The organism is Streptomyces sp. NBC_00158, assembly GCF_045160885.1.
In the GTDB taxonomy this organism is placed as follows: domain Bacteria; phylum Actinomycetota; class Actinomycetes; order Streptomycetales; family Streptomycetaceae; genus Streptomyces.
Window position 1 is genome coordinate 3356209 of sequence record NZ_CP108161.1, and the last position, 24860, is coordinate 3381068.

The window sequence follows — 24860 nt, forward strand, 5'->3', positions numbered from 1 at the left end:
CCGACCCGGTGATGGGACGGGATTATGGCGTGCGGGACCGGCGTTTGCTACCCGTCGGTAGGCGCGGGCTCCTCCAGCAACTCCACCATCCGGCGCAGCCCTTGGGTCAGCTCGCCCCCCGTCGGTGCCTGCCCGGGGTCTGTCAGGGCCTGCACCATCACCCCGCTCAGCAGCGCGAGGTGCACCGACCCGAGGGCCCGTACGTCCTCGTCCGTCACCGCCTCCTCCGGCACCCCGGCCAGGTGCGCGGCCACCATCCGCCGCGAACGGCGCTGCCCCTCGGCCAGGACCGCCAGCAGCTCGGGCGAGGACTGGGCGTGCACGAAGGCCTCGATGTTGGCGATCCACAGCCAGCGCATGTCCAGGAAGTCGCGGGTCTTGCGGTCCCAGGTGTCGGCGTACCGCTCGGCCGCGGTGTCACCCTCGCCCGCGAGCCGCCCGGAACCGGCGGCCCAGTCGTCCATGGCGGCGAACAGGGCCTGGTTGAGCAGCGCCTCGCGGGACCCGAAGTGGTAGCCGATCGCGGCCATGCTCACCTGCGCCGCCGTGGCGATGTCGCGCACGGTCGTGCGCGAGTAGCCCTTCTCCTCAAGGCAGCGGCGGGCGCCGGCCAGCAGGTCCTCGCGATTTCCCATGCTCGGGATGGTATCCGCCCAGGCTTGTTGGGCATCTGCGCAAGACAGATGTATTGCACGCTTGCCCAACTCCTGGCAGAGTGATGCCCGTACCCACCGCAGGCCACGAAACGGGGAGATACGAACCATGCGCGACACGCTGAGCACCGACGGCCGCACGCTCTCGTACCTGGACTTCGGCGGCACCGGCCGACCGCTCCTCGCCCTCCACGGCGGCATGTCCGAAGCCGCGGCCTTCACCGGCCTCGCCGCCGCCCTCGGCGACGAGTGGCGGGTCATCGCCCTCGACCAGCGCGGCCACGGAGACTCCGACCGCGCCCCGCACTACCGGCGCGAGGGTTACGTCGCCGACGCCGTCGCCCTCCTCGACCACCTCGGCCTCACCGAGCCCGTCGCCGTCCTCGGCTACTCCCTCGGCGGGCTCAACGCCTACCACCTGGCCGCCGCCCACCCCGACCGGGTGAGCGCCCTGATCGGCGTCGACGCCACCGTCGCCATCGACATCCCCGCCGGCCCGCAGTGGTTCGACTTCCTCGGCGCCCTCCCCTACTCCGCGCCCACCCGCGAGGAACTCCTCGGCGCCGTAGACCCCGCCGCCCTGCCCTTCGTCGCCGACGGGGTCCGCCCGCTCGCCTGGGGGTCCCCCCAGACGGAGTCCGGGGGAGGCAGCGGCTGGCGGCTCGCCTTCCACGGCCAGGACATGCTCGACTCCATCCACGCCTGCGCCGGCGACCACTGGGACACCTGGACCGCCGGCACCTGCCCCGCCCTGCTCATCCACGGCCGCCACAGCCGGGCCCTCACCCAGGACGTCGCCGACGCGATGGTCGCCCGGCGCCCCGGGACCGCGTACACGGCCCTGGAAGGCGACCACTTCGTCCCCTTCACCGACCCGGAGGGCTTCCACTGCGCCGTCGGCAAGTTCCTGGCCGCCCTCTGACACCGCACCGCCAAAGCCCGAGGGGGCGGCGGGCCGACTCCGGCCCACCGCCCCCTCGGGGACGTACGTACTGCTCGTACTACTCGTACTACTTGACGACCTTGATGCGGTCCGCCGCCGGCGGGGCGATCGGGGCCGCCGCCGACGACTTCGCCAGGAGGGCGTTGAAGGCGTCCAGGTCCGACGCACCCACCAGCTTGTTCTTGTGCTCCTTCAGGACGGTGAAGCCGTCACCGCCGCCCGCGAGGAACTCGTTCATCACGACCCGGTAGGTCTTGGCGGGGTCGATCGCCGCGCCGTTCAGCTTCACCGAGTCCACGACGATCCGGTCCGCGCCCGCCTTCGTCATGTCCAGCGTGTACGTGAAGCCCTTCGAGACCTGCAGGATCTTCGGGTTCGGGCCGTTGACCGTACCGCTGACCTGCTGCTGGAGAGCCGTGATCAGCTGCGCGCCGGTCAGGTCCACGACGTTCATCAGGTTGTTGAACGGCTGGACCGTGTACGACTCGCCGTACGTCACCACACCGTCGCCCTCGTCACCCGAGGCCTTGTACGCCAGGTCGGAACGGATCCCGCCCGGGTTCATGATGGCCAGCTGCGCGCCGCCCTTGTCCGCCGGGGCCGTGGCCTCCAGCTGCGCGTCCGCGATCAGGTCACCGAGGGGCTTCTCCGGCGACTCCGAACCACGGCCCGGGATGTCGGCCGAGATGTAGCCCATCGGACGGTTCGCCACCGGAGCGGCCAGCGCCTTCCAGCGGGTGATCAGCTCGGACATGTCCGCGGCCTTCGGCTGCTCGCGGCCGACGACCTTGTTCACCGGCTTCGGCGACAGGGCCGCCGTACGGACGATGTCCTTGGTGGCCCGGTCGTACGTCAGCGTGGTGTCCGTGTACAGCCGGCCCAGCGAGGCGGCCGAGGTGACCGTACGCGGGTTGCCCGCCGGGTCGGGGATGTTGCACGAGTACGCCTGGTGCGTGTGGCCCGTCACCAGCGCGTCGACCTTCGGGTCCACGTTCTTGGCGATGTCGACGATCGCACCCGAGATGCCGGCGCCGGCACCCGGAACGTCGCAGTCGTAGTTGTACGCGCCGCTCGCGGGCAGACCGCCCTCGTGGATCAGCGCCACGATCGACTTCACGCCCTGCTTGTTCAGCTCGGCCGCGTACTTGTTGATCGTCTCGACCTCGTCGCCGAACTTCAGGCCCTTGACGCCCTCGGCGGTGACGACGTCCGGAGTGCCCTCCAGGGTGACGCCGATGAAGCCGATCTTCACGTCCCCCTTCTTCCAGATGAAGGTGGGCGACATCAGCGGACGCTTGGTCTTCTCGTCCGTCACGTTCGCGGCGAGGTACTGGAACTGCGCCCCGGTGAAGGTCTTGCCGTACTCGAAACAGCCTTCGGTCGGGTGACAACCGCCGTACGCCATCCGGCGCAGCTCGGTCTTGCCCTCGTCGAACTCGTGGTTGCCGACGCTCGACACGTCGAGGTTCAGCTTGTTGAGCGCCTCCACGGAGGGCTCGTCGTGGAAGAGACCGGACAGCATCGGGCTGCCGCCGATCATGTCACCGGCCGCAGCCGTGACGGAGTACTCGTGACCCTTGCGGGCCTCGCGCAGGCTGGTGGCGAGGTACTCGACGCCACCTGCGGGTATGGCCTTGGTGGTGCCGTCTGCCTGACGTTCGCTCACGGTGCCGGACGAACCCTGCGGGGGCTCCAGCGTGCCGTGGAAGTCGTTGAACGAGAGCATCTGTACGTCGACGGTGCGGCCCTTGGGAGGCGTACCGCCACCACTCGCGGCACCGGCCGGCAGTGCGGCGGCGACCATCGCGCCGGCCCCCGCCGTGAGGGCGAGAGCGCCGAGGGTCAACCGGCGGGCCGTACGGGGCCGTTGTGGCTTCGCTGACATTTATTCCCCTTTGTGGACAGCGAGACAACATTTGGGAGGTGCCCGCAGCCTATGGTCAACGCGCGTAGCTACGACAGGGGGTAGCGGGTTGCGAGCTGGTTACGCGCGGCCGTCGGGCAGTCGCGCCGTAGGCTCGGAGCATGACTGACGCAGCAGCGGCCCTGGAGCCGGGACGGCAGATTGAGATCCTCGACGAGCTGACGGAGGAGCAGGCCGACTCCGTACTGGAGCTGATCGGCGAGGCGGCCCGCACCGACGGCACCACCGCCGTCTCCGAACAGGGACGCCTCCAGCTGCGCGGCGGACCGCGCGAGGGGATCCGGCACTTCCTCCTCACCGACGGCGGGCGGCTGAGCGGGTACGGACAGCTGGAGGACACCGACCCGGTGGAGGCCCCCGCCGCCGAACTCGTCATCCACCCCGCCCTGCGCGGCCGCGGCCACGGCCGGGCCCTCGGCACCGCCCTGCTGCACGCCTCCGGCAAGCGGATCCGGGTGTGGGCGCACGGCGGCAAGTCCGCCGCGCGGCACCTAGCCCAGGTACTCGGCCTGACCCTCTTCCGCGAACTCCGGCAGCTGCGCCGCCCCCTGGGCCCCGACGCGCCGCCGCTCCCCGAACCCGCCCTCCCGGCCGGCGTCACCGTCCGCACCTTCGTCCCCGGCCAGGACGACACCGCCTGGCTCGCCGCGAACGCCGCCGCCTTCGCCCACCACCCGGAGCAGGGCGCACTCACGCAGCGGGACCTGAACGACCGGATCGCGCAGCCGTGGTTCGACGCCAAGGGCTTCTTCCTCGCGGAGCGGGAGGGCGAACTGGTCGGCTTCCACTGGACGAAGGTGCACGCCGAGGAGCAGCTGGGCGAGGTCTACGTGGTCGGCGTCCGCCCCGGCGCCCAGGGCGGCGGCCTGGGCAAGGCCCTCACCGCCATCGGCCTGCGCCACCTCGCGGAATCGGGCCTCCCGACGGCGATGCTGTACGTCGACGCGGACAACCCGGCGGCCCTGGCGGTGTACGAGGGCCTGGGCTTCACGACGCACGAGATCGACCTGATGTACCGCACGGAAAGCTGACGGCTCGGGGCGTACGCGTGCGGCGCGGGCCCGCTATCTCCCCCGCGAGGGGGCGGGGCGGGTCGGTGGCTGCCCACCCGCCTCCCCGTCTGCGGGGCGGTGGCCGGGTGGGCGGTATCCCCCCGGGCGGTCTCATCGATGGTTGGGGGCTTCCCGTCAGTCCCATCGTCCTTCCGCGTCGGGTCGGTCTGTCAAGGGCGCTCCTTCGTCGCGTCGCTTCGCGATGGCCTTCGGCCACCCTTGACAGACCGACCCGCCGCGGAAAGCCGAAAGACTGCCGGGAAACCCCCAAAGAAACGGTCGCTGGACAGAGGGCAAGGGACGGGTCCGTCAGGGACCAGGCGAGGGCCGGGAGCCGGCCCGCCGGGCATCCGAGCCCTCAGAGTCCGCCATCCCGGGCCAGAGGCGCGCCTACCTGCACCAAAGGTCGACCAGAGCCCTCGGGGAAGCGGGCAGACGCGCCAGATCGCTACGCGCTCCTCTCGTCTCAGCGTCCGACGACCGCCTTGCGCTGATACCTACACCCAAGGGTGAAATGACCAGCCCAGGAAGCCGAAAGGCGCGGCAGATCGCTACGCGCTCCTCATGTCTCAGCGTCCGACGACCGTCTAGGCCGTGTCTTTCGGATCATCGGATCGTTGGTTGATGTGTGTCGTTGACTGATGCCCAGTGGGCCCGCATCGAGCCGTTGCTGCCGGATCGGGCGCCTCGGCGGGGTGGGCGGTGGCGGGATCACCGGCAGGTGATCGACGCGATCGCGTTCAAGTACCGCACCGGGACGCCGTGGATGGATCTGCCCGAGCATTTCGGGTCGTGGAAGGGCGCCCACAACCGGCTGCGGATGTGGGCGGCCGACGGGACGTGGGCGAAGGTCTTCACCGCTCTCCTTGCGCAGGCCGACGCCGAGGGCGACCTGGACTGGGTTGTCGCGGTCGATTCCACGATCGTGCGAGCACATCAGCACGCGGCCGGGGCCCGCCAAAAGGGGCCCCGGCCGGCGAGCCCGCCGACCATGCCCTCGGACGCTCCCGCGGCGGACTGACCACAAAGATCCACCTCGCCGCGGACAGCCGCTGCCGCCCACTCGCCTTCGTCGTCACGCCCGGCCAGGCCGGTGACGCACCCGCGTTCCCCCAGGTCATGGCCCAATTACGAGTACCCCGACGGACCGGCCGCCCCAGGACCACGCCGGACGTGGTCCTGGCCGACAAGGCCTATTCATCCCGGGCGATCCGCCGTCATCTGCGGCGGCGCGGGATCCGGGCGGTGATCCCGCAGCCCGCCGACCAGGCCGCGAACCGCAAGCGCCTCGGCCGACACGGCGGCCGCCCGCTGGCCTTCGACCGCGAGGCCTACAAGCAGCGGAACACCGTCGAGCGGTGCATCAACAAGCTCAAGCAGTGGCGCGGCCTGGCCACCAGATACGACAAGACCGCCACCATCTACCTCGCCGGACTCCACCTCGCCGCCATCTTCATCTGGTCAGCAAGGTGATCCGAAGGAAACGGCCTAGGGCTGGTCTGGGGCGGGTTCGACGTTGGTGACGGCGGTGGTGAATTCGCGGCCGGAGGCGTTGCGGATGTAGGCGAGCTCCGCCCAGCGCTCGATGGCCGTGTCGGAGACGTTCTCGTTGATCACCGCCATCAGGATGCCTTCCGTGCCTGAGGCGATGTCGCGAACACGGCAGCGGAGGAGGCGGTGCGGGACGTACTCGTAGCACTCACTCATCGGGCGCCGCCTCGAAGGTGCGCAGGAAGCGCTCCCAGCCGGCCAGCGCGCGATCGAGCAGATCAGCGTTCGGCTCGGCCAAGACCGCTGTCCTTGCCGAGGAGTCGGCAGGTCTGTCGATACTCAGCACGTCGCGGCCACAACTGCGCATGATGCGGCTCGTCATGGGGGCACTCCCTACCGTCGTCTGGGTGGTGGAACGGAACTTCTGGCGGTGTGAACCACCATGTCGGGTGCCTCCCGGAGCGATCCACTGCCGCGTCCTATAGGGCCGTCCTATATTTCGGGCATGGAGCCCGAGCTGGATGCATGGGTACACCCCGAACTGCGAGCAGCCGCAGCGGCTGAGGACTGGGCTGCTCTGTTGCGGACGTGGCGGAAGTTGACGCGCAGCAGCCAAACCCGGCTCGGCGCCCTCGTGGGCCTGGCGCAGCCGGACGTTTCCGCCATCGAGAACCGACGCCGCGAGGTGACCTCGGCCGAAGTCCGGCAGCGCATCATCGACGGTCTCGGTGTGCCTCTGGAACTCCTCGGCGCCCGGCAGGAGGGCCTGCCGCTGCCCTCGCTCGTTCTGCCTGGGGTGGTGTCGGAGGCCGACGGTGAGCGGTTGGCCGGGGTGAGGAGGGGTGGGCTGCGGCTGGATGCCGCCTCGGTCGATGCCATGGACGCCTTACTGGCCGCGCACCGGCGGGCTGAGGACACGGTGGGGTCGCGCGTCGTTGCGCCTTTGGTCACCGCGCAGTTCAGGGAGGTGGTCGGGCTGCACGGGCAGGCCCGGGGGGCACTGGCGGACCGGGTGGTGAGGCTGCTCGCCGAGTACGCCCAGTTCCTGGCGTGGATGGCGCAGGACCAGGACGACGCCCCGGTCGCACTGGGTTGGTTCGACCGGTCCTACGACTGGGCGTTGGAGTCCGGGTACGGCGACCTGGCCGCCACCACGATGAGCATGAAGGCCCATCTGGCGTGGTCCGGCGGGAGCGGTCGGCGTTGTGTGCGGCTGGGGGAGGCCGCCGCAGCGATGCCGGGTGCGAGCGAGGCCACGAGGGCCATGGCGGTACAGATGGCCGGCCGAGGATACGCCCTGGAAGGCGAGGGCGACGCGGCGTACTCAAAGCTGGACGAGGCGCAGCGGATCATCGGGAACGCCACCGACGCCCCACCCTGGCTGTACTTCTACGGGGAGTCCTGGTTCGCCGCTCAGCGCGGCATGGCCCGCCTGCACCTGAGGGACTGGGAGGGTGCGGTCGCGTACCTCACTTCGGGGCTGGCCGGCTTCGCACCGGCCTTCCGCCGGGACCGGGCCTGGTACGGCTCCTGCCTGGCCCACGCGTACGCGGGCGCCGGAGAGGCCGAGGCAGCCCTGACCACGGCACTCGGCGTAATCGGCGACGCCTCGGAAGTCGGCCGCCCGCACGCCTGGGCCGAGCTGCACAAGGTAGCGGGTCTCCTGCTCCGTCGAGGCGCCCTCGAAGGCCGGACGCTGGTGGACATGCTCGCCCAGCTCGACTGACATCCCTGACCACCCCCTGGTGCAGGTATCAGCCCCAAGCAGTGGCCGGCCGCCGAGATGAGGGAAGCGCGTAGCGATCTGCCGCGCCCACCAACACCCTGGGCTGCTCCGTTCGTCCTCTGGTGCAGGCATCAGCCCCGGACGGTCGCCGGACGCTGAGACGAGAGGAGCGCGTAGCGATCTGGGGCGCTTGGGGGCTCCGCAGGTCGCTCGGGTCGCCTTTTGGTGCGGGTAGCCGCGCACCCGGCCTCGGAATGGCGACTCCTGAGGGCCCGGATGCCCGGCGGGCCGGACCCCGGCCCCTCGCCTCATCACTGACTGACCCGCCCCTCCCCTCCTCCCCCGTGACCGTTCTTTTGGGGGTTTCCCGGCAGTTCTTCGGCTTTCCGTGGCGGGTCGGTCTGTCAAGGGTGGCCGAAGGCCATCGCGAAGCGACGCGACCGAAGGGAGCGCCCTTGACAGGCCGGCACGACACGGAAGGACGATGGGACTGACGGGAAACCCCCAAACCGGCGATGAGACCGCCCGAGGGGGTCCCGCTCCCCACCCCACCGCCCCACGTCCTTGCCCCCGCCCGCCGGGACCCCGCTCCCCACCCCACCGGCCCGCAGAGAGGGAGGCGGGTGGGCAGCCACCGGCCCGCCCCCACCCCCTCGCGGGGGAGATGGCGGGCCCCCACCCCGCGCCGGCGTACCCCCGCGTCCGGCTTGCCGCGCCGCAGGCCCCGTACCCCAGGCGGAGACAGGAAGCCATACGCCATTAACCGGGCATTCAGACGCGCTTGCGAGTCTCCCGACATGCAGCCCCGACTCCGCCTGACGGCAGACACTTCCGACGCGCCTGTCCTGCCGCGTGCGCGGAAGAATGGAGTCATGAGCCACCAGCCCAGCGCAGGCCCCACCGAGGTCCCCGCCCAGCACACGTCTCACTCCTCCGCAACCGGAAGCGGCACCGGTCCCCGCACCGCCACCGGCGCTGGAAGCAACACCGAAAGCGGCACCACCACCGGCACCACTGGCACCACCACCGGCACCGGCACCGGCGGCAAGGCCGGCCGCGACGCGAAGGAGCAGGCGCGCCTCGGTTCCATAGCCGCCCACCGGCCCCACGCCGCCCGCGTGACCGGGCACGTCGACCTCGATCCCGACCTCGACGCCGATCTGGACGCCTACGAGGACAAGGACGACACCGGCGAGCTCCCCGCGAACCGGTTCCTCGACCGGGAGCGCAGCTGGCTGGCCTTCAACGAGCGGGTGCTCGAACTCGCCGAGGATCCCGCGACCCCGCTGCTGGAGCGCGCCAACTTCCTGGCGATCTTCGCGAGCAACCTCGACGAGTTCTTCATGGTCCGCGTCGCCGGCCTCAAGCGCCGCATCGCGACCGGTGTCGCCACCCGTTCGGCCTCAGGGCTCCAGCCCCGTGAGGTCCTGGACCTGATCTGGACCCGCTCGCGCGAGCTCATGGCCCGGCACGCCGCGTGCTTCCAGCACGACATCGCCCCCCAGCTCGCGGAGGAGGGCGTCCACCTCATCCGGTGGCCCGACCTCACCGAGAAGGAGCAGGCGCGCCTCTTCACCCTGTTCCGCAACCAGATCTTCCCGGTGCTCACCCCGCTGGCCGTGGACCCCGCGCACCCGTTCCCGTACATCTCCGGCCTCTCCCTCAACCTGGCCGTCGTCGTGCGCAACCCGGTCAGCGGCCACCGCCACTTCGCCCGCGTCAAGGTGCCGCCGATCCTGTCCCGGTTCCTGGAGGCCTCCCCGCAGCGGTACGTCCCCCTGGAGGACGTCATCGCCGCGCACCTGGAGGAGCTGTTCCCCGGCATGGAGGTGCTCGCGCACCACATGTTCCGCGTGACCCGCAACGAGGACCTGGAGGTGGAGGAGGACGACGCCGAGAACCTCCTCCAGGCCCTGGAGAAGGAGCTCATGCGGCGCCGCTTCGGGCCGCCCGTGCGCCTGGAGGTCGAGGAGTCCATCGACCCCGGCGTCCTGGACCTCCTCGTGCAGGAGCTGAAGGTCAGCGCCGCCGAGGTGTACCCGCTGCCGGGGCCGCTCGACCTGACGGCCCTCTTCGGGATCGCCTCCCTGGACCGGCCCGAGCTGAAGTACCCGAAGTTCGTCGCCGGCACGCACCGTGACCTCGCCGAGGTCGAGTCCGCGTCCGCGCCCGACATCTTCGCGGCGCTGCGCGAGCGGGACGTGCTGCTGCACCACCCGTACGACTCCTTCTCCACCTCCGTGCAGGCCTTCCTGGAACAGGCCGCCGCGGACCCGGACGTCCTCGCGATCAAGCAGACGCTGTACCGCACGTCCGGCGACTCCCCGATAGTCGACGCGCTGATCGACGCCGCGGAGTCCGGCAAGCAGGTCCTCGTCCTCGTCGAGATCAAGGCCCGTTTCGACGAGCAGGCCAACATCAAGTGGGCGCGCAAGCTGGAGGAGTCCGGCTGCCACGTCGTCTACGGGCTCGTCGGCCTCAAGACGCACTGCAAGCTCTCCCTCGTCGTCCGCCAGGAGGGCGACACCCTGCGCCGCTACAGCCACGTCGGCACGGGCAACTACCACCCCAAGACCGCCCGCCTGTACGAGGACCTCGGCCTGCTCACCGCCGACCCGCAGGTCGGCGCGGACCTGTCCGACCTCTTCAACCGGCTGTCCGGCTACTCGCGCCGCGAGACCTACCGCCGACTGCTGACCGCACCCAAGTCCCTGCGCGACGGTCTGATCGCGCGCATCGACAAGGAGGCCGACCACCACCGGTCCGGCCGCCCGGCATCGGTCCGGCTGAAGATGAACTCGATCGTCGACGAGGCCCTCATCGACTCCCTCTACCGGGCCTCCCAGGTGGGCGTGCCCATCGACATCTGGGTGCGCGGCATCTGCGCCGTGCGCCCCGGTGTCCCCGGGCTGTCGGAGAACATCCGGGTCCGCTCGATCCTCGGCCGCTTCCTGGAGCACTCCCGGGTCTTCGCCTTCGGCAACGGCGGCGAGCCCGAGGTGTGGATCGGCAGCGCCGACATGATGCACCGCAACCTCGACCGCCGCATCGAGGCGCTGGTCAGGGTCACCGACCCGGCCCACCGCGCGGCACTGGACCGGATGCTGGAGACCGGCATGTCCGACGCCACCTCCTCCTGGCACCTGGGCCCGGACGGCGAATGGACCCGGCACAGCACCGACGCCGAAGGCCAGCCGCTGCGGCACGTACAGGAGATGCTCATAGACGCCCGGAGGCGCCGGCGTGGCTCTGCCAAACCATGACGACCTGACCGCAGGTGACGTGCTCGGCGTCTACCTGCGCTCCCAGGCCACCGCTTTCCTGCGCGCGCTGCGCCTGCACGACGCGGGCGCGGCGGGCGGCTCCGCCGCCGACGCGGCGGAGAGCAGCGAGGCGGCGTACGGCCTGCGGGGCGCGGCGCGCCGGATCGCCGGTTCGCTGAGCACGTTCCGGGCGGTGACCGAGACGCGCTGGGCGGATTCGCTGCGCACGGAGCTGGTCTGGCTGTCGTCGACGCTGGCCGACGAGCACGCGTACGCCGCTCGGCTGTCGCGGCTGATGGAGGCGTTGCAGCGGCTGTCGGGCTCCCCCGACCTGCCCTCGCCGCGGGGCGGCGGGGCGGGTTCGGCGGGCGCGCTCACGGTGGGTTCGGCGCGGGCGGGCGCCCTGCTGGAGCGGCAGCTCACGCTGGCGCGCACCCGGGCGCACTCGGCCACCCTGCAGGCGCTGGGGTCGTCGCGCTTCCACGCGGTGGCGGACGCGGTGGCGGTGCTGGCCTCGGAGGTGCCGCTGGACGCGGTGGCGGCGCGGGGGCGGGTCGGGGACGTGCTGGAGCCGCTGGCGGAGGTGACGGGGGACCGCCTCGCGGGGGCCGTTTCCGCGCTCCCCGCCGCGCAGGGCACCCCGTACGCGGCGCACGAGGACGCCTCCTGGCACGAGGTGCGGCGGCTGCTGCGGGTGCACCGGTACGCGCGGGAGGTGCTGGGCGGGGACGTGGCCCGGCTGTCGGCGGCGGGTGAGGCGCTGGACCTGCACCGGGACGCGTCGGAGGCCGCGACGGCCTCGGCGGCGGCCGCCCGTACGCCGCGGATCGCGCCGGCGACGGCGTACGCGCTGGGCGTGCTGCACGCCGACCAGCGGCACGCGGTGGAGGCGGCCCGCCTCTCGTTCCACCACATCTGGCACCCGGCCCCCGCCGTCCCGTAGCGCGGCCGCGTGGGCTGGATGTGCGCAGCACATCTCAGCCCCGCCGGCGTTTGAGGCGCGGGCGCGGTAGCGCCGTGTTCGTAGCCGCGCCGGCGATTGAGGCGAGAACGGTTGAAGGGCGGGGAGGGGCCGGCCCCGCGCAGCGGTACCCCCGGCGCCGCCCGCCCGGGTCTGAGACGCTGGACCGGACGGGCCGAGAGGCCGAGGGGCCGACCCCTGCCCCCTCCCCCGCCCGGCAGGGCCACCGCCGAAATCCGGCCACCCCGCCCGGCAGGGCAACGGCCCCGAGAGGGTAACGGCGTCATAACGGGCGGATAACGCCCGATTGCGCCCAGGTACAAACCACCCCTTCCGCACCGCTCCGTCCGCCATGGTTCACCCCCCGTTCACCAAGCGCGGTCGACCGCTTCACCTGTTCTGCCTAATTTCGGTATCGCACGGTGCGAGCCGATCGGGAAAACACGGCGCCGCACCTCAGCAGCCCCGTAGTCCTCTTCGCACGCCGCCCCGAAACAGAAAGCGGCCGGCGGCTCCTCGGAAGGAACACCCGAAAGTGAAGCTTCAGCGCAAGAACCGGCTTCGTGCCTCCGCCCTCGGGGCCCTCGTCGTGTCCGGCGCCCTGGTCCTCACGGCGTGCGGCTCGGACGACAACACGAAGACCGGCGCCGACGGCACCACGAAGGCCTCGGCCCCGGCGCCCGGCGACGTCAAGTGCGACGGTGCCAAGGGCAAGCTCCTCGCCTCCGGCTCCTCCGCGCAGAAGAACGCGGTCGACCTGTGGGTGAAGAACTACATGGCCGCCTGCTCCGGCGTCGAGGTGAACTACAAGTCCTCCTCCTCCGGCGAGGGCATCGTCGCCTTCAACCAGGGCACCGTCGGTTTCGCCGGCTCGGACTCCGCGCTGAAGCCCGAGCAGGTCGAGGAGTCGAAGAAGGTCTGCACCGGCGGCCAGGGCATCAACCTGCCGATGGTCGGCGGTCCCATCGCGCTCGGCTTCAACGTCTCCGGCGTGGACAAGCTGAACCTCGACGCCGCCACGCTCGCCAACATCTTCAACGACAAGATCAAGAAGTGGGACGACGAGGCGATCAAGAAGCTGAACCCCGGCGTCAGCCTCCCGCCCACCGCGATCCAGGCCTTCCACCGCTCCGAGGACTCGGGCACCACCGAGAACCTGGGCAAGTACCTCAAGGCCGCCGCCCCCGACGCCTGGTCCTACGAGGCCTCCAAGAAGTGGCCGGCCCCCGGTGGCCAGGCCGCCTCCGGCTCCGCCGGTGTCGCCTCCCAGGTCAAGGCCGTCGACGGCGCGATCGGCTACTTCGAGCTCTCGTACGCCACCTCGCAGAGCATCAAGACGGTCGACGTCAACACCGGCGCCGGCGCCCCGGTCAAGGCCACCCCGGAGAACGCCTCCAAGGCCATCGCCGCCGCCAAGATCGCCGGCACCGGCTCCGACCTGGCCCTGAAGCTCGACTACACGACCAAGGCCGAGGGCGCGTACCCGATCGTCCTGGTCACCTACGAGGTCGTCTGCGACAAGGGCAACAAGGCCGAGACCCTCGGCACCGTGAAGTCCTTCCTGGAGTACACCTCCTCGGACGCGGGCCAGAAGGTCCTGACCGAGAACGGCTACGCGCCGATCCCGGCCGAGATCAACACCAAGGTCCGCGAAGTCATCAAGTCGCTCGCCTAGTCCCACCCCTCCCGGCCCGGGCCGATCCGCCGATCGGCCCGGCGCCCGGGACCTTCCCCCGCCAGCCGGGGGAGATCCGGTGCACCGCCGCCAGGGGGCCCGCCCCCCACACAGACCGGAAAGACCATGGCTTCCACCACACCCACCCAGATAGACGCGGCTCCGCCGGTCTCCAAGAGCGGAAGGTCCACCGGTCGCGCCGGTGACAAGATCTTCGCGGGGCTCTCCAAGGGCTCCGGCGTCCTGCTCCTGGTGATCATGGCGTCGATCGCCGCCTTCCTCACCTACCGGGCCACCATCGCCCTGTCGAAGAACCAGGGGAACTTCCTCACCACCTTCGACTGGAACGCGTCGGCCAACCCCCCTGTCTTCGGCATCGCCGTCCTCCTCTTCGGCACCGTCGTCAGCTCGGTCATCGCGATGGCCATCGCGGTCCCGATCGCCGTCGGCATCGCCCTGTTCATCTCGCACTACGCGCCGCGCAAGCTGGCCGCGCCCCTCGCCTACGTGGTCGACCTGCTGGCCGCCGTGCCGTCGATCATCTACGGCATCTGGGGCGCCCTCTTCCTGGTGCCGCAGCTGAACGGGCTGAACCTCTGGCTCGACGAGTACCTCGGCTGGACCTACGTCTTCGACAAGACCCAGGTCGGCGTCGCCCGCTCGCTCTTCACCGTCGGCATCCTGCTCGCGATCATGATCCTGCCGATCGTGACCAGCGTCAGCCGCGAGGTCTTCCTCCAGGTCCCGCGCATGAACGAGGAGGCCGCCCTGGCCCTCGGCGCGACCCGCTGGGAGGTCATCCGGATGTCGGTGCTGCCCTTCGGCCGCTCCGGCGTCATCTCCGCCTCGATGCTCGGCCTCGGCCGCGCGCTCGGCGAGACCATGGCCGTGGCCACCGTCCTCTCCCCGAGCTTCCTGATCTCGCTGCACGTCCTGAACCCGGGTGGCGGCACCTTCGCGCAGAACATCGCCGCGAAGTTCGACGAGGCCAACGAGTTCGGCCGTGACGCGCTCATCGCCTCCGGCCTGGTCCTCTTCCTGCTCACCCTGCTGGTCAACGGCGCAGCCCGCCTGATCATCGCCCGTCGCAAGGACTTCTCGGGGGCGAACGCCTGATGAGCCACGCACTCCAGGACCAGCGCCCCGTCCGGGCCCGCAAGTCCTCCTCCCCCGCCGGCCTGACCCGCGGCGGCCTGCCCCGCTGGGCGCCCGCCGGCACCGCCGTCGCCTCCGCCGTGCTCGGCACCGTCATCGGCATCGTCTTCGACCTGCACAGCAAGGTCCAGTGGGGCCTGATCGCGGCCCTGCTGTTCGTAGGGATCACGTACACCTCCAGCGCGGTCGTCGAGAACCGCCGCCAGGCCAAGGACCGCGTCGCGACCTCCGTCGTCTGGGTCTGCTTCGTCCTCGCGGTCGTCCCGCTGCTCTCGCTGATGATCACCACCGTCAGCCGCGGCATGAAGGTCCTCGACGGCGACTTCCTGGGCCACTCCATGAACGGCGTGACCAGCTTCGAGCAGGGCGGCGGCGTCTACCACGCCCTCCTCGGCACGCTGGAGCAGGTCGGCCTCGCCACCCTGATCGCGGCGCCGATCGGCCTGCTGACCGCCGTCTACCTGGTCGAGTACGGCAAGGGCCGGCTCGCCAAGGCCGTCACCTTCTTCGTCGACGTCATGACCGGCATCCCCTCCATCGTCGCGGGCCTGTTCATCCTCACGACCTGGAACCTGATGCTCGGCTTCGGCCCCTCCGGCTTCGCCGGCGCGATGGCCCTGTCGATCCTGATGATGCCGGTCGTGGTCCGCTCCACCGAGGAGATGCTCAAGCTCGTCCCGAACGAGCTGCGCGAGGCCGCCCTGGCCCTCGGCGTGCCGAAGTGGCGCGTGATCCTCAAGGTCGTGCTCCCCACCGCCATCGGCGGCATCTCCACCGGTGTCATGCTGGCCGTGGCCCGCATCGCCGGCGAGACCGCGCCGATCATGCTGCTGGTCTTCGGCTCCCAGCTCATCAACGGCAACCCCTTCGAAGGCGCCCAGTCCTCGCTCCCCCTCTACATCTGGGAGCAGTACAAGGTCGGCAGTGAAGCCTCCTACGACCGGGCATGGGCCGCTGCGCTCGTCCTGATCGCCTTCGTCATGATCCTCAATCTGGTGGCCCGCGGCATAGCCCGCTGGAAGGCCCCGAAGACCGGTCGCTGACGCGACTGTATGAAAGCGAAGTGACCCCTCATGGCCAAGCGAATCGACGTCAGCGGCCTCTCCGCCTTCTACGGCACCCACAAGGCCATCGATGACATCTCGATGACCGTGGAACCCCGCTCCGTGACGGCCTTCATCGGCCCCTCCGGCTGCGGCAAGTCCACCTTCCTGCGGACCCTGAACCGCATGCACGAGGTCACCCCCGGCGGCCGCGTCGAGGGCAAGGTGCTGCTGGACGACGAGAACCTGTACGGCCCCGGCGTGGACCCGGTCGCGGTCCGCCGCACGGTCGGCATGGTCTTCCAGCGTCCGAACCCCTTCCCCACCATGTCGATCTTCGACAACGTGGCGGCGGGCCTGCGCCTGAACGGCAGCTACAAGAAGTCCGAGCTCACGGACATCGTGGAGCGGTCCCTCAAGGGCGCCAACCTCTGGAACGAGGTCAAGGACCGCCTGAACAAGCCCGGCTCCGGCCTCTCCGGCGGCCAGCAGCAGCGTCTGTGCATCGCCCGCGCCATCGCGGTCGAGCCGCAGGTCCTGCTGATGGACGAGCCCTGCTCCGCCCTCGACCCGATCTCCACCCTCGCCATCGAGGACCTGATCGGGGAGCTGAAGGAGCGCTTCACGATCGTCATCGTGACGCACAACATGCAGCAGGCGGCCCGCGTCTCGGACCGCACCGCGTTCTTCAACCTCGCCGCCGTCGGCCAGCCGGGCAAGCTGGTCGAGATCGACGACACGGACCGGATCTTCTCCAACCCGTCCGTCCAGGCGACCGAGGACTACATCTCGGGCCGCTTCGGCTAAACACCGGACCCCGCCTGGACGTCCTGCGGTGCTGCATGGCGGTGCCACCGCAGGGCGAAAGAAAAGGGCCGGCTCCCCCTGGGTGGGGGGAGCCGGCCCGCTTTCACATCCGCGCTCAGACGAACGCCGGGTTCACGATCCAGAAGCTGACCGCGGCCACCAGCGCCGCGGCCGGCATCGTGATGCTGCATCCCCCGGGGGACGACCCCCGGACCCCCAGCAGGGGGGCGGCTCCGGCTAGACGAACGCCAGGTTCACGATCCAGAAGCTGACCGCGGCCACCAGCGCCGCGGCCGGCATCGTGATGAACCAGCCGAGGATGATGTTCTTGGCGACGCCCCAGCGGACCGCGTTCACCCGCTTGGTCGCGCCCACGCCCATGATCGCCGAGGTGATCACGTGGGTGGTGGAGATCGGCGCGTGGAAGAGGAACGCCGAGCCGAACATGATCGAGGCGCCGGTGGTCTCCGCCGCGAAGCCCTGCGGCGGGTCCAGCTCGATGATCTTGCGGCCGAGCGTGCGCATGATGCGCCAGCCGCCCGCGTACGTACCCAGCGACAGCATCACGGCACAGGCGATCTTCACCCACACCGGGATCGGGTCGCCGGCCGCCGATACGTCCGCGATGACCAGGGCCATCACCACGATGCCCATCGTCTTCTGCGCGTCCTGCAGACCGTGGCCGAGCGCCATGCCCGCCGCCGAGACCGTCTGCGCGATGCGGAAGCCGCGCTTGGCCTTGTGCGGGTTGGCCCGCCGGAACATCCACAGGATGACGACCATCACCAGGTAGCCGACCACCAGGCCGACGACGGGCGAGACGAACATCGGGATGACGACCTTCTCGACCACGCCCGACCAGATCACATCGGTCCCGCCGGCCAGCGCCGCACCCACCATGCCGCCGAACAGGGCGTGCGAGGAGGACGAGGGAAGACCGAAGTACCAGGTGATCAGGTTCCAGACGATCGCGCCGATCAGGGCGGCGAACAGGATCCACATGCCCTTGTTGCCGTGCGGCGTCTCGATCAGGCCCTCACTGACCGTCTTCGCCACCCCGCTGCCGAGGAAGGCACCGGCCAGGTTCATCACCGCGGCCATCGCCAGCGCCGCGCGCGGGGTCAGGGCCCGCGTCGAGACGGACGTCGCGATGGCGTTCGCGGAGTCGTGGAAGCCGTTCGTATACGTGAAGCCGAGCGCGACACCGATGGTCACGACCAGCGCAAAGGTGTCCACGAGGTTCAGGACTCCTTGACGGCGATGGTCTCCACCGTGTTCGCGACGTGCTCGAACGCGTCGGCGGCCTCTTCGAGGACGTCGACGATCTGCTTGAGCTTCAGCACCTCGATGGCGTCGTACTTGCCGTTGAAGAGCTGCGCGAGCAGCTTGCGGTGGATCTGGTCGGCCTGGTTCTCCAGCCGGTTGACCTCGATCCAGTACTCGGTGAGGTTCTCCATCGTCCGCAGGTGCGGCATGGCCTCGGCGGTCAGCTCGGCCGCCCGCGCCAGGACCTCGATCTGCTGCTCGACGCCCTTGGGCAGCTCTTCCACGTTGTAGAGGACGACGAGGTCGACCGCCTCCTCCATGAAGTCCATGATGTCGTCGAGCGACGAGGCGAGGCTGTAGATGTCCTCGCGGTCGAACGGCGTGATGAAGGACGAGTTCAGCTGGTGGAAGATCGCGTGGGTGGCGTCATCGCCCGCGTGCTCCGCCGCCCGCATCCGCTCCGCGATCTCGGCCCGGGCGGAGGGATCCGCTCCGAGCAGTTCCATCAGGAGCTTGGAGCCCGTGACGATGTTGTCCGCGGATGCGGCGAACATGTCGTAGAAGCTCGTCTCCCTGGGGGTCAGACGAAATCGCACGTGAGGTCCTCGGGGTGCATTGGATTCGGTCAGGCTGATGCTAGGCGCATCCCCCGGCCACGGCTAACCGGCGGTTCCCCAGTGTCCTCCATCAGGCAGAGTGGGCGTTACGGACCCCTGTCCCCCCGGCCTGGGCGAAGTACCCTATACCCATGAGGGGTATAACCCCTCTTTCCGGACCACGGGAGGACCGATGACCACCATCGAGGCGGAGGGCTCCGGAGCCGTCCACGGCTACCACCACCAGAAGGACGAGCACCTCAAGCGGCTGCGCCGGATCGAGGGCCAGATCCGCGGCCTCCAGCGCCTCGTCGACGAGGACGTCTACTGCATCGACATACTCACGCAGGTTTCGGCCAGTACGAAGGCCCTCCAGTCCTTCGCCCTCCAGCTGCTGGAGGAGCACCTGCGCCACTGCGTCGCGGACGCCGCGGTCAAGGGCGGCACCGAGATCGACGCGAAGGTGGAAGAGGCCACCAAGGCCATCGCCCGCCTGCTGCGCAGCTGACGACCGGACCCGCCGTCGGCACCCCCGGACCCGGTCCGGGGGCCGAGCCCCACAGGGCCGCACGTCCCGCGGAGGCCGTCGGGACTAGGGGCAGACGCTCATCAGCACTTCGTCGATCCGGTCCTGACTCAGCCGGTCCTCGGCCGCGGCCGAGGCCGCGATGATCAGCTCACCGCACAGCTCGATCTCGGCGAGCGCCACGTGGTCCTGCACCGTCATGCCGCCTGCGGGAGTCACGCGTGTCACCTCTCTCTGCCGTCCTCGCCCGTCGGCGCTCGGCATCCCAGCCTAGGGAGCGGGCCCCGCGCCGCGCATGACACGGATGGACCATTTCCGGATAGCGGGGCCATGGCCCGGAGGCACCGCCTCACCCCGCCCGGCCGACTACTCGGCGATCTTCCCGGCGTAAATGTCCCCGGTTGGGGGCAATACGACGGTCACCGGAGTCCCGAACCCGTAGAGCAGCGTGGTCGAGGAGACATCGATCACGCCATTCTTGACGTAGGTGAAGCGGTGCTGGACCTTGCGCAGCCGCCCCTCCTCGTCGAGGTAGGCGTCGAACGGAACGCTGTCCTTGCTGAACCCTTTCGCCGCCGCCTCCAGGGCCCCCTTGATGCCCGGTGAGGCGCTCTGGGCGGCCCGCGCGATGTCCGTCGTACCGCGGTAGTGGCGCACCTTGGTGCCGGACAGGTCGGTCTCGCCGACGTACGTCACCTGCTGCGCGCCCCGGAGCAGCTCGGCGGCGGCCACCGGGTCGGTGGCGCCGCCGGTGACGAGGTTCCCGTCGGAGAGGGTGGTGGTGTCGAGGCGGACCCACTTGTCGTCGGGGACGCCGGCGCCGCGGTTCTTCATGTAGAGCGCGCCGGGGACGAGCAGCTCGGTGATGGGCCGGTGCTCGGGCTGTCCCTTCACGTCGGCGGGGAGCATCACCAGCAGCTGGCCCATCCGCTTGCGGAAGTCGACCCCGCCCTCGCCCCGGATGGTCACCCGGGTCCCGCCGGTCGCCATCTCCATGGCCGTACGGGTCCGCGCGCTCCCGGCGGCGGTCAGGGCGTCGGCGGCGCCGCGGACCGCGGCGGCCGGGTCGCCCGGCGGCCGGTCGTCGCGGACGCCCTTCGCGCTGCCGCCTCGGCCGCCGCCGGGGCCGCTGCCGCCGTCGGTGCCCGTGCCGCTCGCCGCGCCGCACGCGCTGAGCGCCGCCACGGCCACCGCCGCACAGACGGCGAGCACCGCCTCACCCGCACGCCTTCTCCGTCGCCTGTGCTGGTGCACCACCATCGCCTGCCAACCCCCAACGCGTGACCGCTGTTTGTCCGAGGTCCCCACCCGCTCCGGTTAACGAGGTCCGGGGTTTCCCGTAACGGGCCGCCGGGTTCCCGGGGCCGTACCGGACGCGGCCGGACCCGGGTACCGTGGAGGGGTGGATCCGCACACCAAGGCGACTGCGGTCGCTCCGTTTACCGCTGCGCCCCTCCCGCGGGATCCTGCGGAACCGGCTCAGCCGCCCGTCGGCCACTCCACCAGCACCGCGGAACGCGGCTCGTTCTGCCTGGCCGTGTGCAGCTGCGGCTGGACGGGGCCGGCCCGCCGCTCCCGCGACCTGGCCCGCAGGGACGCGGGCAGACACACCGCGCCCTAGCCCCTCCCGTCCTCCTCCCCTCCTCCGTTCGGCCGTCCCGGCTGGCCGGGGGCCCGGCGAGCGGTTGCGCTGGTTCCATGCGTTCCATGCCAGGTTCCGCACGCCCCCTCGCCGCCCTGCTCTGGGCGCTGCTGCTCGTGCTCACCCCGGCCGCGGCGGCCTGGGCCCGCCCGGTGGGCTCGGCCGACGGGCCGGCCGACGTGGCGCTGGCCATCGGGGTCACCGCCGCGGCCGCCGTGGCGACCGGGCTGTGGCTGCGTTCCCGCTACCGCCGCGACGGTACGGAGCCGGAGCATCCGGGCAGGGGCGGCGAGGGCGGCGACCCGTGACCCCGCGCTCCCGGCCGACGGCGGTGCGGCTGTGTTTCGGCGCGGCGGGGCTGTGCCTGCTGGTGGCGCTGCTGCTGGCGCTCTGGAACCCGTAGGGGAACCCGCTACGCGGCGAGGTCGCTCTCGGCCGGCCGCTGCGCCAGCTCGACGGGCCGGGCCACCACGCGCTCGCGGGCCCGTACGAGCACCCCGAACCGGGGCGAGCGGGCGACGGCCCGGACCACCGGGGCGAGCGCGGCCATGGCGAGCGGGGCGAGGAGCAGGACGACGGCGGTGCCGAGCGCGAAGCCCCCGATGACGTCGGTCGGGTAGTGGACGCCGAGGTACACGCGGCACAGCCCCTCGGCGAGCGCCAGGCCGAGCCCGACGAGCCCGAGGCGGCGGTTGACGAGGAACACCCCGACGGCGAGGGCCATCCCGAGGGTGGCGTGGTCGCTGACGAAGGAGAACCCGGAGCCGGGCGCGCCCGCGCCGCCGAGCACTTCGAGGCCGTCGTACTGGAGGAACGGCCGGGGCCGGGCGACGAATCCGCGCAGCGGCACGTTGACGAGGAGGGCGACGCCGGCGGCGAGGGGCGCCCACACCAGCGCGGCGAACGACTCGACGGCGGTCGCCTCGTCCTGCCGCCGCGCCGCACGCCAGCACCAGAGCACGAGCAGGACCATGGCCAGCGGCAGTCCGTACGACCCGGCGAAGGTCACGCCGCGGTCGAACCAGCCGGGGGCGTGCCGGGAGAGGGAGTTGATCCCGTACAGCAGGCTGACATCCACGTTCGGCCCACCGGTCGTGAGTCCAGCCATGCGCCACGGCCCCTTGCCTGCCTAGGTCCCCTGCGGGCGCACGACGGTGTGCGCCCCCTTCAGCCCCCCAGCCGATCGACCCCCCGTGTTCATGGAACGCCCGTTCTGCCTGGACCGTTCCACTCTCCACCGAATGATCACTCCAACGTTATCCAAGAGAGACTCATCGCCGCAGCTCAGGGCCTGCGCTTCACGGAGAGTGGCTAGGGCTTGGGAGTTGACCCCGACCGCTCCGGAAGGGCCGCGGCCCCATCCTTGGTCACCCGGGTCGCTCCGAAGTAGTCAGGCGTGTCGATCTTGTCAAAACGGATGACCGCGCCGGTGAACGGAGCGTTGATCATGTAGCCGCCGCCCACGTACAGCCCGACGTGCCGGATCGCCCGAGAGTTCGTCAGATCGTCGGAGAAGAAGACCAGATCACCGGGGAGCAGCTCCGCGCGCGAGGGGTGCGACCCGGCGTTGTACTGGTCGTTCGCCACGCGCGGCAGCTCGATCCCGACGCTCTCGTACGCCGCCTTGGTCAGCCCGGAACAGTCGAACCGCCCGTTGTCCTCGGCCGTCCCGTCCCCACCCCACAGGTACGGGGTCCCGAGCTGCTTCTGCGCGAAGTACACGGCCCCGGCGGCCTGCTGAGCGGGCGCGACCCGGCCGACGGGCCGTTCGAAACTCTTCGCCAGATCGGTGATCGACTTCACGTACCCCTGGGTCTCCTTGTACGGCGGCACCCCGCCGTACTTGATGACCGCGTACGCGCCCGCGTTGTAGGCCGCGAACATGTTCGACGTCGCGTCACCCGGAACGCGCGCGACGTCCTTGGCCAACTGGCAGTCGTACGAGGCTGCCGACGGGATTGCGTCGTTGGGATCCCAGATGTCCCGGTCCCCGTCACCATCACCGTCGATGCCGTGGCCGGCCCAGGTCCCCGGGATGAACTGCGCGATCCCGCGAGCGTCCGCCGGACTGACCGCGCGCGGGTCCCAGCCACTTTCCGAGTAGAGCTGGGCCGCCAGCAACGCGGGAGTGAGCGCGGGACAGAGGGTGCCCCACTTCTGCACAAGGCCCTGGTACTGCTGGGGCACGGCACCCTTGGCGAGTCCGAGCGGCCGGCCGCCACCCGCACCACCAACGAGCCCGGCCGCGGCCGAGTAGGTCCCCACCACGATGAGCACGAGGAATCCCAGACAGAGCCCGAACCCGATTCCCCCGACCATCCAGAATCTGCGCATCCGTCAACACTCCCCCATCCCATCCGCTTTCACGTGCGAACCGCCCGTGTCGTTGACCGGACTACCCCACTCGGAAGCCGGAGCAGTTGATGCTCGCGTACTTCTTGGGGTCATCCTCGACGTGATAGAAGACCAGCGTCCAGTCCCCCGGGTCGTTCGTCAGGGGCACGGCGGGGTACGTCTTGCCGTCCAGATGCTCCGCGAAGTCATCCGGGTACTTGAGGCTCAGGAACTCGCCGGAGGGCCAGTTGCCGTAGATGTCGACCGGCTTGCTCGTGAACCCCACCGCCTTGTTGTCCACCTTGAACGGCTTGCCTGACACTCCCAGGTCATGGGGGGCTCTGACGGCCACCGACACGTAGTACGGCTCGGGCTTGGTCGGGCTCATCTCCGCGTACTTGATCCGCATCTCGATGGTCGCCGAGTCGCCCGTGGCCTTGGCGGACGTCTGCATGTCGGCGCCCGGCGGCTTCTGGTCCGCGGAGATGTTGCACTGGCCCACTCCGTGGGAGGCCAGTGCCGGATCCGCCGAGGGCTTCCAGAAGTAGTGCGAGATCTGGTTGCCCTCGATGTACTCGGCCGGGGGCTTGACCGCTCCCTTGGACGCCGAGGGCGTCGCTGCTCCCCCGCCGGCGTCGGAGCCCGCCGGCCGCTGGGCGGGCGATCCCGTGGCACCCGTGTCGGCGCCCCGGGCCGGCCCCCCTCCGCCGCCGTCCCCGTCGAGCGGCAGAAGCTTCCACGCCGCCAGGGAGAGCGCGACGAGCACCCCTGCACCCGCCGCCGCCCACACCGCGGTACGGCTCCCACGGCGCGTGACGGCAGTAGCGGACGAAGCCTGCGTCGGCACGTACTGGTACCCCGGCCCCTGCGTACGCATCTCGTGTAGGGGTACCGGCTCCCCGAGCGCGAGGAGCGCCGTGTACACGGGGTCGTCGACGAGGGCGTCCCGCACGCCACACCGTCGGATCACCTCCGGCGGGTCCGGCCGCGCGGCCGGATCCTTCGCCACACAAGCCTCGATCAGTGCTGCAAGTCCCGGCTCCACACCGGCTACGTCGACCGGTTCGTGCACCGCGCGGTAGCCGACGGTCGAAGGCACTCCGGTACCGAACGGCGGGCGGCCGGTGGCCGCGTACGCGAGCGTCGCCCCCAGCGCGAACACATCGGCCGCCGCCCCGGCTTCGCCGCCGAGCAGCACCTCGGGAGCGGTGTAGCCAGGCGTACCCGGCGCCTGTCCGTCCTGGGTGAGGGCCGTTGCGCCGATCCCGCGCGCGATACCGAAGTCGATCAGCTGCGGCCCCTGCGCGCCGAGGATCACGTTCTGCGGCTTGAGGTCGCGGTGGGTCACCCCGTACGCGTGCACGCTCGCCAGGCCCTCGGCCAGTGCCGCCCCCAGGCGCCGGCACGTCTCCACGGGCAACGCCCCGCGCACACCGATGGCGTTGCCGAGCGTCGGTCCCGCTACGTACTCGGTGGCGAGCCAGAACGGGGCCGTCTCCAACGAGGCGTCGATGAGGTTGGCCGTGTACGCCGAGCGGACGGCCCTCACTGTATGGGCCTCACGCCGGAAGCGGGCCAGGGCCTCCGGGTGCCCCGTGATCTCCTCGCGCACCACCTTGACGGCCACGAGCCGCCCGCCGGGCGACCGCCCGAGGTACACCTGCCCCATTCCACCGGCCCCGAGCCGGGCCAGCAGCGCGTGACTGCCTATATAAGCGGGATCGGTGTCCCTGAGCGCCTCCATCCGCCTGAGCCTGCCATACCGACTCCCCTCATTCGAAAGGGGGTTGACACAGCGGTATA

At 70.8% G+C, this 24860-nt stretch carries 24 protein-coding genes; 12 read left to right on the top strand and 12 right to left on the bottom strand.

The window, feature by feature from the left end:
* Nucleotides 1-47 precede the first annotated feature (47 nt).
* Nucleotides 48-635 carry a TetR/AcrR family transcriptional regulator gene (locus OG553_RS15360; RefSeq protein WP_405979532.1) on the bottom strand — a complete coding sequence of 196 codons (588 nt, stop codon included), beginning with the start codon at nt 633-635 and terminating at the stop codon, nt 48-50.
* A gap of 127 nt (nt 636-762) precedes the next feature.
* Here OG553_RS15360 and OG553_RS15365 point away from each other — a divergent pair, with 127 nt between their 5' ends.
* Nucleotides 763-1575: an alpha/beta fold hydrolase gene (locus tag OG553_RS15365; protein ID WP_405979533.1), complete on the top strand. Its 813-nt coding sequence runs from the start codon at nt 763-765 to the stop codon at nt 1573-1575.
* Between the two features lie 88 nt (nt 1576-1663).
* On the opposite strand, the gene OG553_RS15370 is transcribed toward OG553_RS15365, so the two are convergent.
* Nucleotides 1664-3481, bottom strand: a complete 1818-nt coding sequence (locus OG553_RS15370; protein WP_405979534.1) for a bifunctional metallophosphatase/5'-nucleotidase — start codon at nt 3479-3481, stop codon at nt 1664-1666.
* Nucleotides 3482-3621: 140 nt separating this feature from the next.
* Between OG553_RS15370 and mshD the strand changes: the two genes are divergently transcribed.
* Nucleotides 3622-4551 (top strand): mycothiol synthase, encoded by a 930-nt coding sequence (gene mshD, locus OG553_RS15375; protein ID WP_405979535.1) that lies wholly within the window; start codon nt 3622-3624, stop codon nt 4549-4551.
* Between the two features lie 649 nt (nt 4552-5200).
* A protein-coding gene (locus tag OG553_RS15380) for an IS5 family transposase (protein WP_405979536.1) occupies nt 5201-6045 on the top strand; the annotation gives its coding sequence in 2 pieces (ribosomal slippage) (nt 5201-5531 and nt 5531-6045; 846 coding nt in all).
* Between the two features lie 15 nt (nt 6046-6060).
* Here the strand turns inward: OG553_RS15380 and OG553_RS15385 are convergent.
* Together OG553_RS15385 and OG553_RS15390 are read right to left on the bottom strand one after the other, a co-directional pair.
* Nucleotides 6061-6279, bottom strand: coding sequence for a hypothetical protein (locus OG553_RS15385; protein WP_405979537.1), 219 nt, complete (start codon nt 6277-6279; stop codon nt 6061-6063).
* Entirely contained in the window at nt 6272-6445 is a 174-nt protein-coding gene (locus OG553_RS15390) for a hypothetical protein (RefSeq protein ID WP_405979538.1), read from the bottom strand. Before OG553_RS15390 ends, OG553_RS15385 begins: the two co-directional genes overlap by 8 nt.
* A 123-nt stretch (nt 6446-6568) precedes the next feature.
* Here OG553_RS15390 and OG553_RS15395 point away from each other — a divergent pair, with 123 nt between their 5' ends.
* From OG553_RS15395 to pstB, 7 genes are all read left to right on the top strand, one after another.
* On the top strand, nt 6569-7789 hold the full coding sequence (locus OG553_RS15395) for a helix-turn-helix domain-containing protein (protein WP_405979539.1): 1221 nt from the start codon (nt 6569-6571) through the stop codon (nt 7787-7789).
* Between the two features lie 872 nt (nt 7790-8661).
* Entirely contained in the window at nt 8662-11052 is a 2391-nt protein-coding gene (locus tag OG553_RS15400) for an RNA degradosome polyphosphate kinase (protein WP_405979540.1), read from the top strand.
* Nucleotides 11033-11995, top strand: coding sequence for a CHAD domain-containing protein (locus tag OG553_RS15405; RefSeq protein WP_405979541.1), 963 nt, complete (start codon nt 11033-11035; stop codon nt 11993-11995). The genes OG553_RS15400 and OG553_RS15405 overlap by 20 nt, the downstream gene beginning before the upstream one ends.
* 553 nt (nt 11996-12548) lie before the next feature.
* Nucleotides 12549-13688 (top strand): phosphate ABC transporter substrate-binding protein PstS, encoded by a 1140-nt coding sequence (gene pstS / locus OG553_RS15410; RefSeq protein ID WP_405979542.1) that lies wholly within the window; start codon nt 12549-12551, stop codon nt 13686-13688.
* Nucleotides 13689-13814: 126 nt separating this feature from the next.
* On the top strand, nt 13815-14804 hold the full coding sequence (gene pstC, locus OG553_RS15415; RefSeq protein WP_405979543.1) for a phosphate ABC transporter permease subunit PstC: 990 nt from the start codon (nt 13815-13817) through the stop codon (nt 14802-14804).
* Entirely contained in the window at nt 14804-15886 is a 1083-nt protein-coding gene (gene pstA, locus OG553_RS15420) for a phosphate ABC transporter permease PstA (RefSeq protein WP_405979544.1), read from the top strand. The genes pstC and pstA overlap by 1 nt, the downstream gene beginning before the upstream one ends.
* A gap of 30 nt (nt 15887-15916) precedes the next feature.
* A complete protein-coding gene (pstB, locus tag OG553_RS15425; RefSeq protein WP_401255968.1) occupies nt 15917-16693 on the top strand; it encodes a phosphate ABC transporter ATP-binding protein PstB in 777 nt (258 codons plus the stop codon).
* Between the two features lie 237 nt (nt 16694-16930).
* On the opposite strand, the gene OG553_RS15430 is transcribed toward pstB, so the two are convergent.
* Nucleotides 16931-17929, bottom strand: a complete 999-nt coding sequence (locus tag OG553_RS15430) for an anion permease (protein ID WP_405979545.1) — start codon at nt 17927-17929, stop codon at nt 16931-16933.
* 5 nt (nt 17930-17934) lie between these two features.
* Entirely contained in the window at nt 17935-18555 is a 621-nt protein-coding gene (locus tag OG553_RS15435) for a DUF47 domain-containing protein (protein ID WP_007265452.1), read from the bottom strand.
* Nucleotides 18556-18748: 193 nt separating this feature from the next.
* On the opposite strand from OG553_RS15435, the gene OG553_RS15440 reads away from it, so the two are divergent.
* Nucleotides 18749-19063: a metal-sensitive transcriptional regulator gene (locus tag OG553_RS15440; RefSeq protein ID WP_042801353.1), complete on the top strand. Its 315-nt coding sequence runs from the start codon at nt 18749-18751 to the stop codon at nt 19061-19063.
* A gap of 84 nt (nt 19064-19147) precedes the next feature.
* Here OG553_RS15440 and OG553_RS15445 read toward each other — a convergent pair whose 3' ends face one another.
* The 3 genes from OG553_RS15445 to OG553_RS15455 all read right to left on the bottom strand — a co-directional run bounded on the left by OG553_RS15445 (nt 19148) and on the right by OG553_RS15455 (nt 20692).
* Nucleotides 19148-19300: a hypothetical protein gene (locus OG553_RS15445; RefSeq protein ID WP_362457947.1), complete on the bottom strand. Its 153-nt coding sequence runs from the start codon at nt 19298-19300 to the stop codon at nt 19148-19150.
* A gap of 147 nt (nt 19301-19447) precedes the next feature.
* On the bottom strand, nt 19448-20341 hold the full coding sequence (locus OG553_RS15450) for a hypothetical protein (RefSeq protein WP_405979546.1): 894 nt from the start codon (nt 20339-20341) through the stop codon (nt 19448-19450).
* A gap of 219 nt (nt 20342-20560) precedes the next feature.
* The gene (locus OG553_RS15455) at nt 20561-20692 is read right to left on the bottom strand and encodes a hypothetical protein (protein WP_405979547.1); all 132 of its coding nucleotides are present in this window, start codon (nt 20690-20692) and stop codon (nt 20561-20563) included.
* 96 nt (nt 20693-20788) lie between these two features.
* Here OG553_RS15455 and OG553_RS15460 point away from each other — a divergent pair, with 96 nt between their 5' ends.
* The gene (locus OG553_RS15460) at nt 20789-21031 is read left to right on the top strand and encodes a hypothetical protein (protein WP_405979548.1); all 243 of its coding nucleotides are present in this window, start codon (nt 20789-20791) and stop codon (nt 21029-21031) included.
* A gap of 104 nt (nt 21032-21135) precedes the next feature.
* Here the strand turns inward: OG553_RS15460 and OG553_RS15465 are convergent, their stop codons facing one another.
* The 3 genes from OG553_RS15465 to OG553_RS15475 all read right to left on the bottom strand — a co-directional run bounded on the left by OG553_RS15465 (nt 21136) and on the right by OG553_RS15475 (nt 24801).
* Nucleotides 21136-21831 carry a phosphatase PAP2 family protein gene (locus OG553_RS15465; protein ID WP_405979549.1) on the bottom strand — a complete coding sequence of 232 codons (696 nt, stop codon included), beginning with the start codon at nt 21829-21831 and terminating at the stop codon, nt 21136-21138.
* Nucleotides 21832-22034: 203 nt separating this feature from the next.
* Entirely contained in the window at nt 22035-23057 is a 1023-nt protein-coding gene (locus OG553_RS15470; RefSeq protein ID WP_405979550.1) for an NlpC/P60 family protein, read from the bottom strand.
* Between the two features lie 61 nt (nt 23058-23118).
* Complete coding sequence (locus tag OG553_RS15475; RefSeq protein WP_405979551.1) at nt 23119-24801, bottom strand: serine/threonine-protein kinase; 1683 nt, start codon at nt 24799-24801, stop codon at nt 23119-23121.
* Nucleotides 24802-24860: the final 59 nt, after the last annotated feature.

What these genes read in the sequence shown, in the direction of transcription:
- OG553_RS15475 (WP_405979551.1), bottom strand. Translation starts at nt 24,801, where the DNA reads ATGGAGGCGCTCAGGGACACCGATCCCGCTTATATAGGCAGTCACGCG.
- OG553_RS15440 (WP_042801353.1), top strand. Translation starts at nt 18,749, where the DNA reads ATGACCACCATCGAGGCGGAGGGCTCCGGAGCCGTCCACGGCTACCAC.
- OG553_RS15395 (WP_405979539.1), top strand. Translation starts at nt 6,569, where the DNA reads ATGGAGCCCGAGCTGGATGCATGGGTACACCCCGAACTGCGAGCAGCC.
- OG553_RS15465 (WP_405979549.1), bottom strand. Translation starts at nt 21,831, where the DNA reads ATGGCTGGACTCACGACCGGTGGGCCGAACGTGGATGTCAGCCTGCTG.
- OG553_RS15365 (WP_405979533.1), top strand. Translation starts at nt 763, where the DNA reads ATGCGCGACACGCTGAGCACCGACGGCCGCACGCTCTCGTACCTGGAC.
- OG553_RS15385 (WP_405979537.1), bottom strand. Translation starts at nt 6,279, where the DNA reads ATGAGTGAGTGCTACGAGTACGTCCCGCACCGCCTCCTCCGCTGCCGT.
- OG553_RS15400 (WP_405979540.1), top strand. Translation starts at nt 8,662, where the DNA reads ATGAGCCACCAGCCCAGCGCAGGCCCCACCGAGGTCCCCGCCCAGCAC.
- pstB (WP_401255968.1), top strand. Translation starts at nt 15,917, where the DNA reads ATGGCCAAGCGAATCGACGTCAGCGGCCTCTCCGCCTTCTACGGCACC.
- OG553_RS15370 (WP_405979534.1), bottom strand. Translation starts at nt 3,481, where the DNA reads ATGTCAGCGAAGCCACAACGGCCCCGTACGGCCCGCCGGTTGACCCTC.
- OG553_RS15360 (WP_405979532.1), bottom strand. Translation starts at nt 635, where the DNA reads ATGGGAAATCGCGAGGACCTGCTGGCCGGCGCCCGCCGCTGCCTTGAG.
- OG553_RS15390 (WP_405979538.1), bottom strand. Translation starts at nt 6,445, where the DNA reads ATGACGAGCCGCATCATGCGCAGTTGTGGCCGCGACGTGCTGAGTATC.
- pstA (WP_405979544.1), top strand. Translation starts at nt 14,804, where the DNA reads ATGAGCCACGCACTCCAGGACCAGCGCCCCGTCCGGGCCCGCAAGTCC.
- mshD (WP_405979535.1), top strand. Translation starts at nt 3,622, where the DNA reads ATGACTGACGCAGCAGCGGCCCTGGAGCCGGGACGGCAGATTGAGATC.
- OG553_RS15460 (WP_405979548.1), top strand. Translation starts at nt 20,789, where the DNA reads ATGCCAGGTTCCGCACGCCCCCTCGCCGCCCTGCTCTGGGCGCTGCTG.
- pstC (WP_405979543.1), top strand. Translation starts at nt 13,815, where the DNA reads ATGGCTTCCACCACACCCACCCAGATAGACGCGGCTCCGCCGGTCTCC.
- OG553_RS15470 (WP_405979550.1), bottom strand. Translation starts at nt 23,057, where the DNA reads ATGCGCAGATTCTGGATGGTCGGGGGAATCGGGTTCGGGCTCTGTCTG.
- OG553_RS15450 (WP_405979546.1), bottom strand. Translation starts at nt 20,341, where the DNA reads ATGGTGGTGCACCAGCACAGGCGACGGAGAAGGCGTGCGGGTGAGGCG.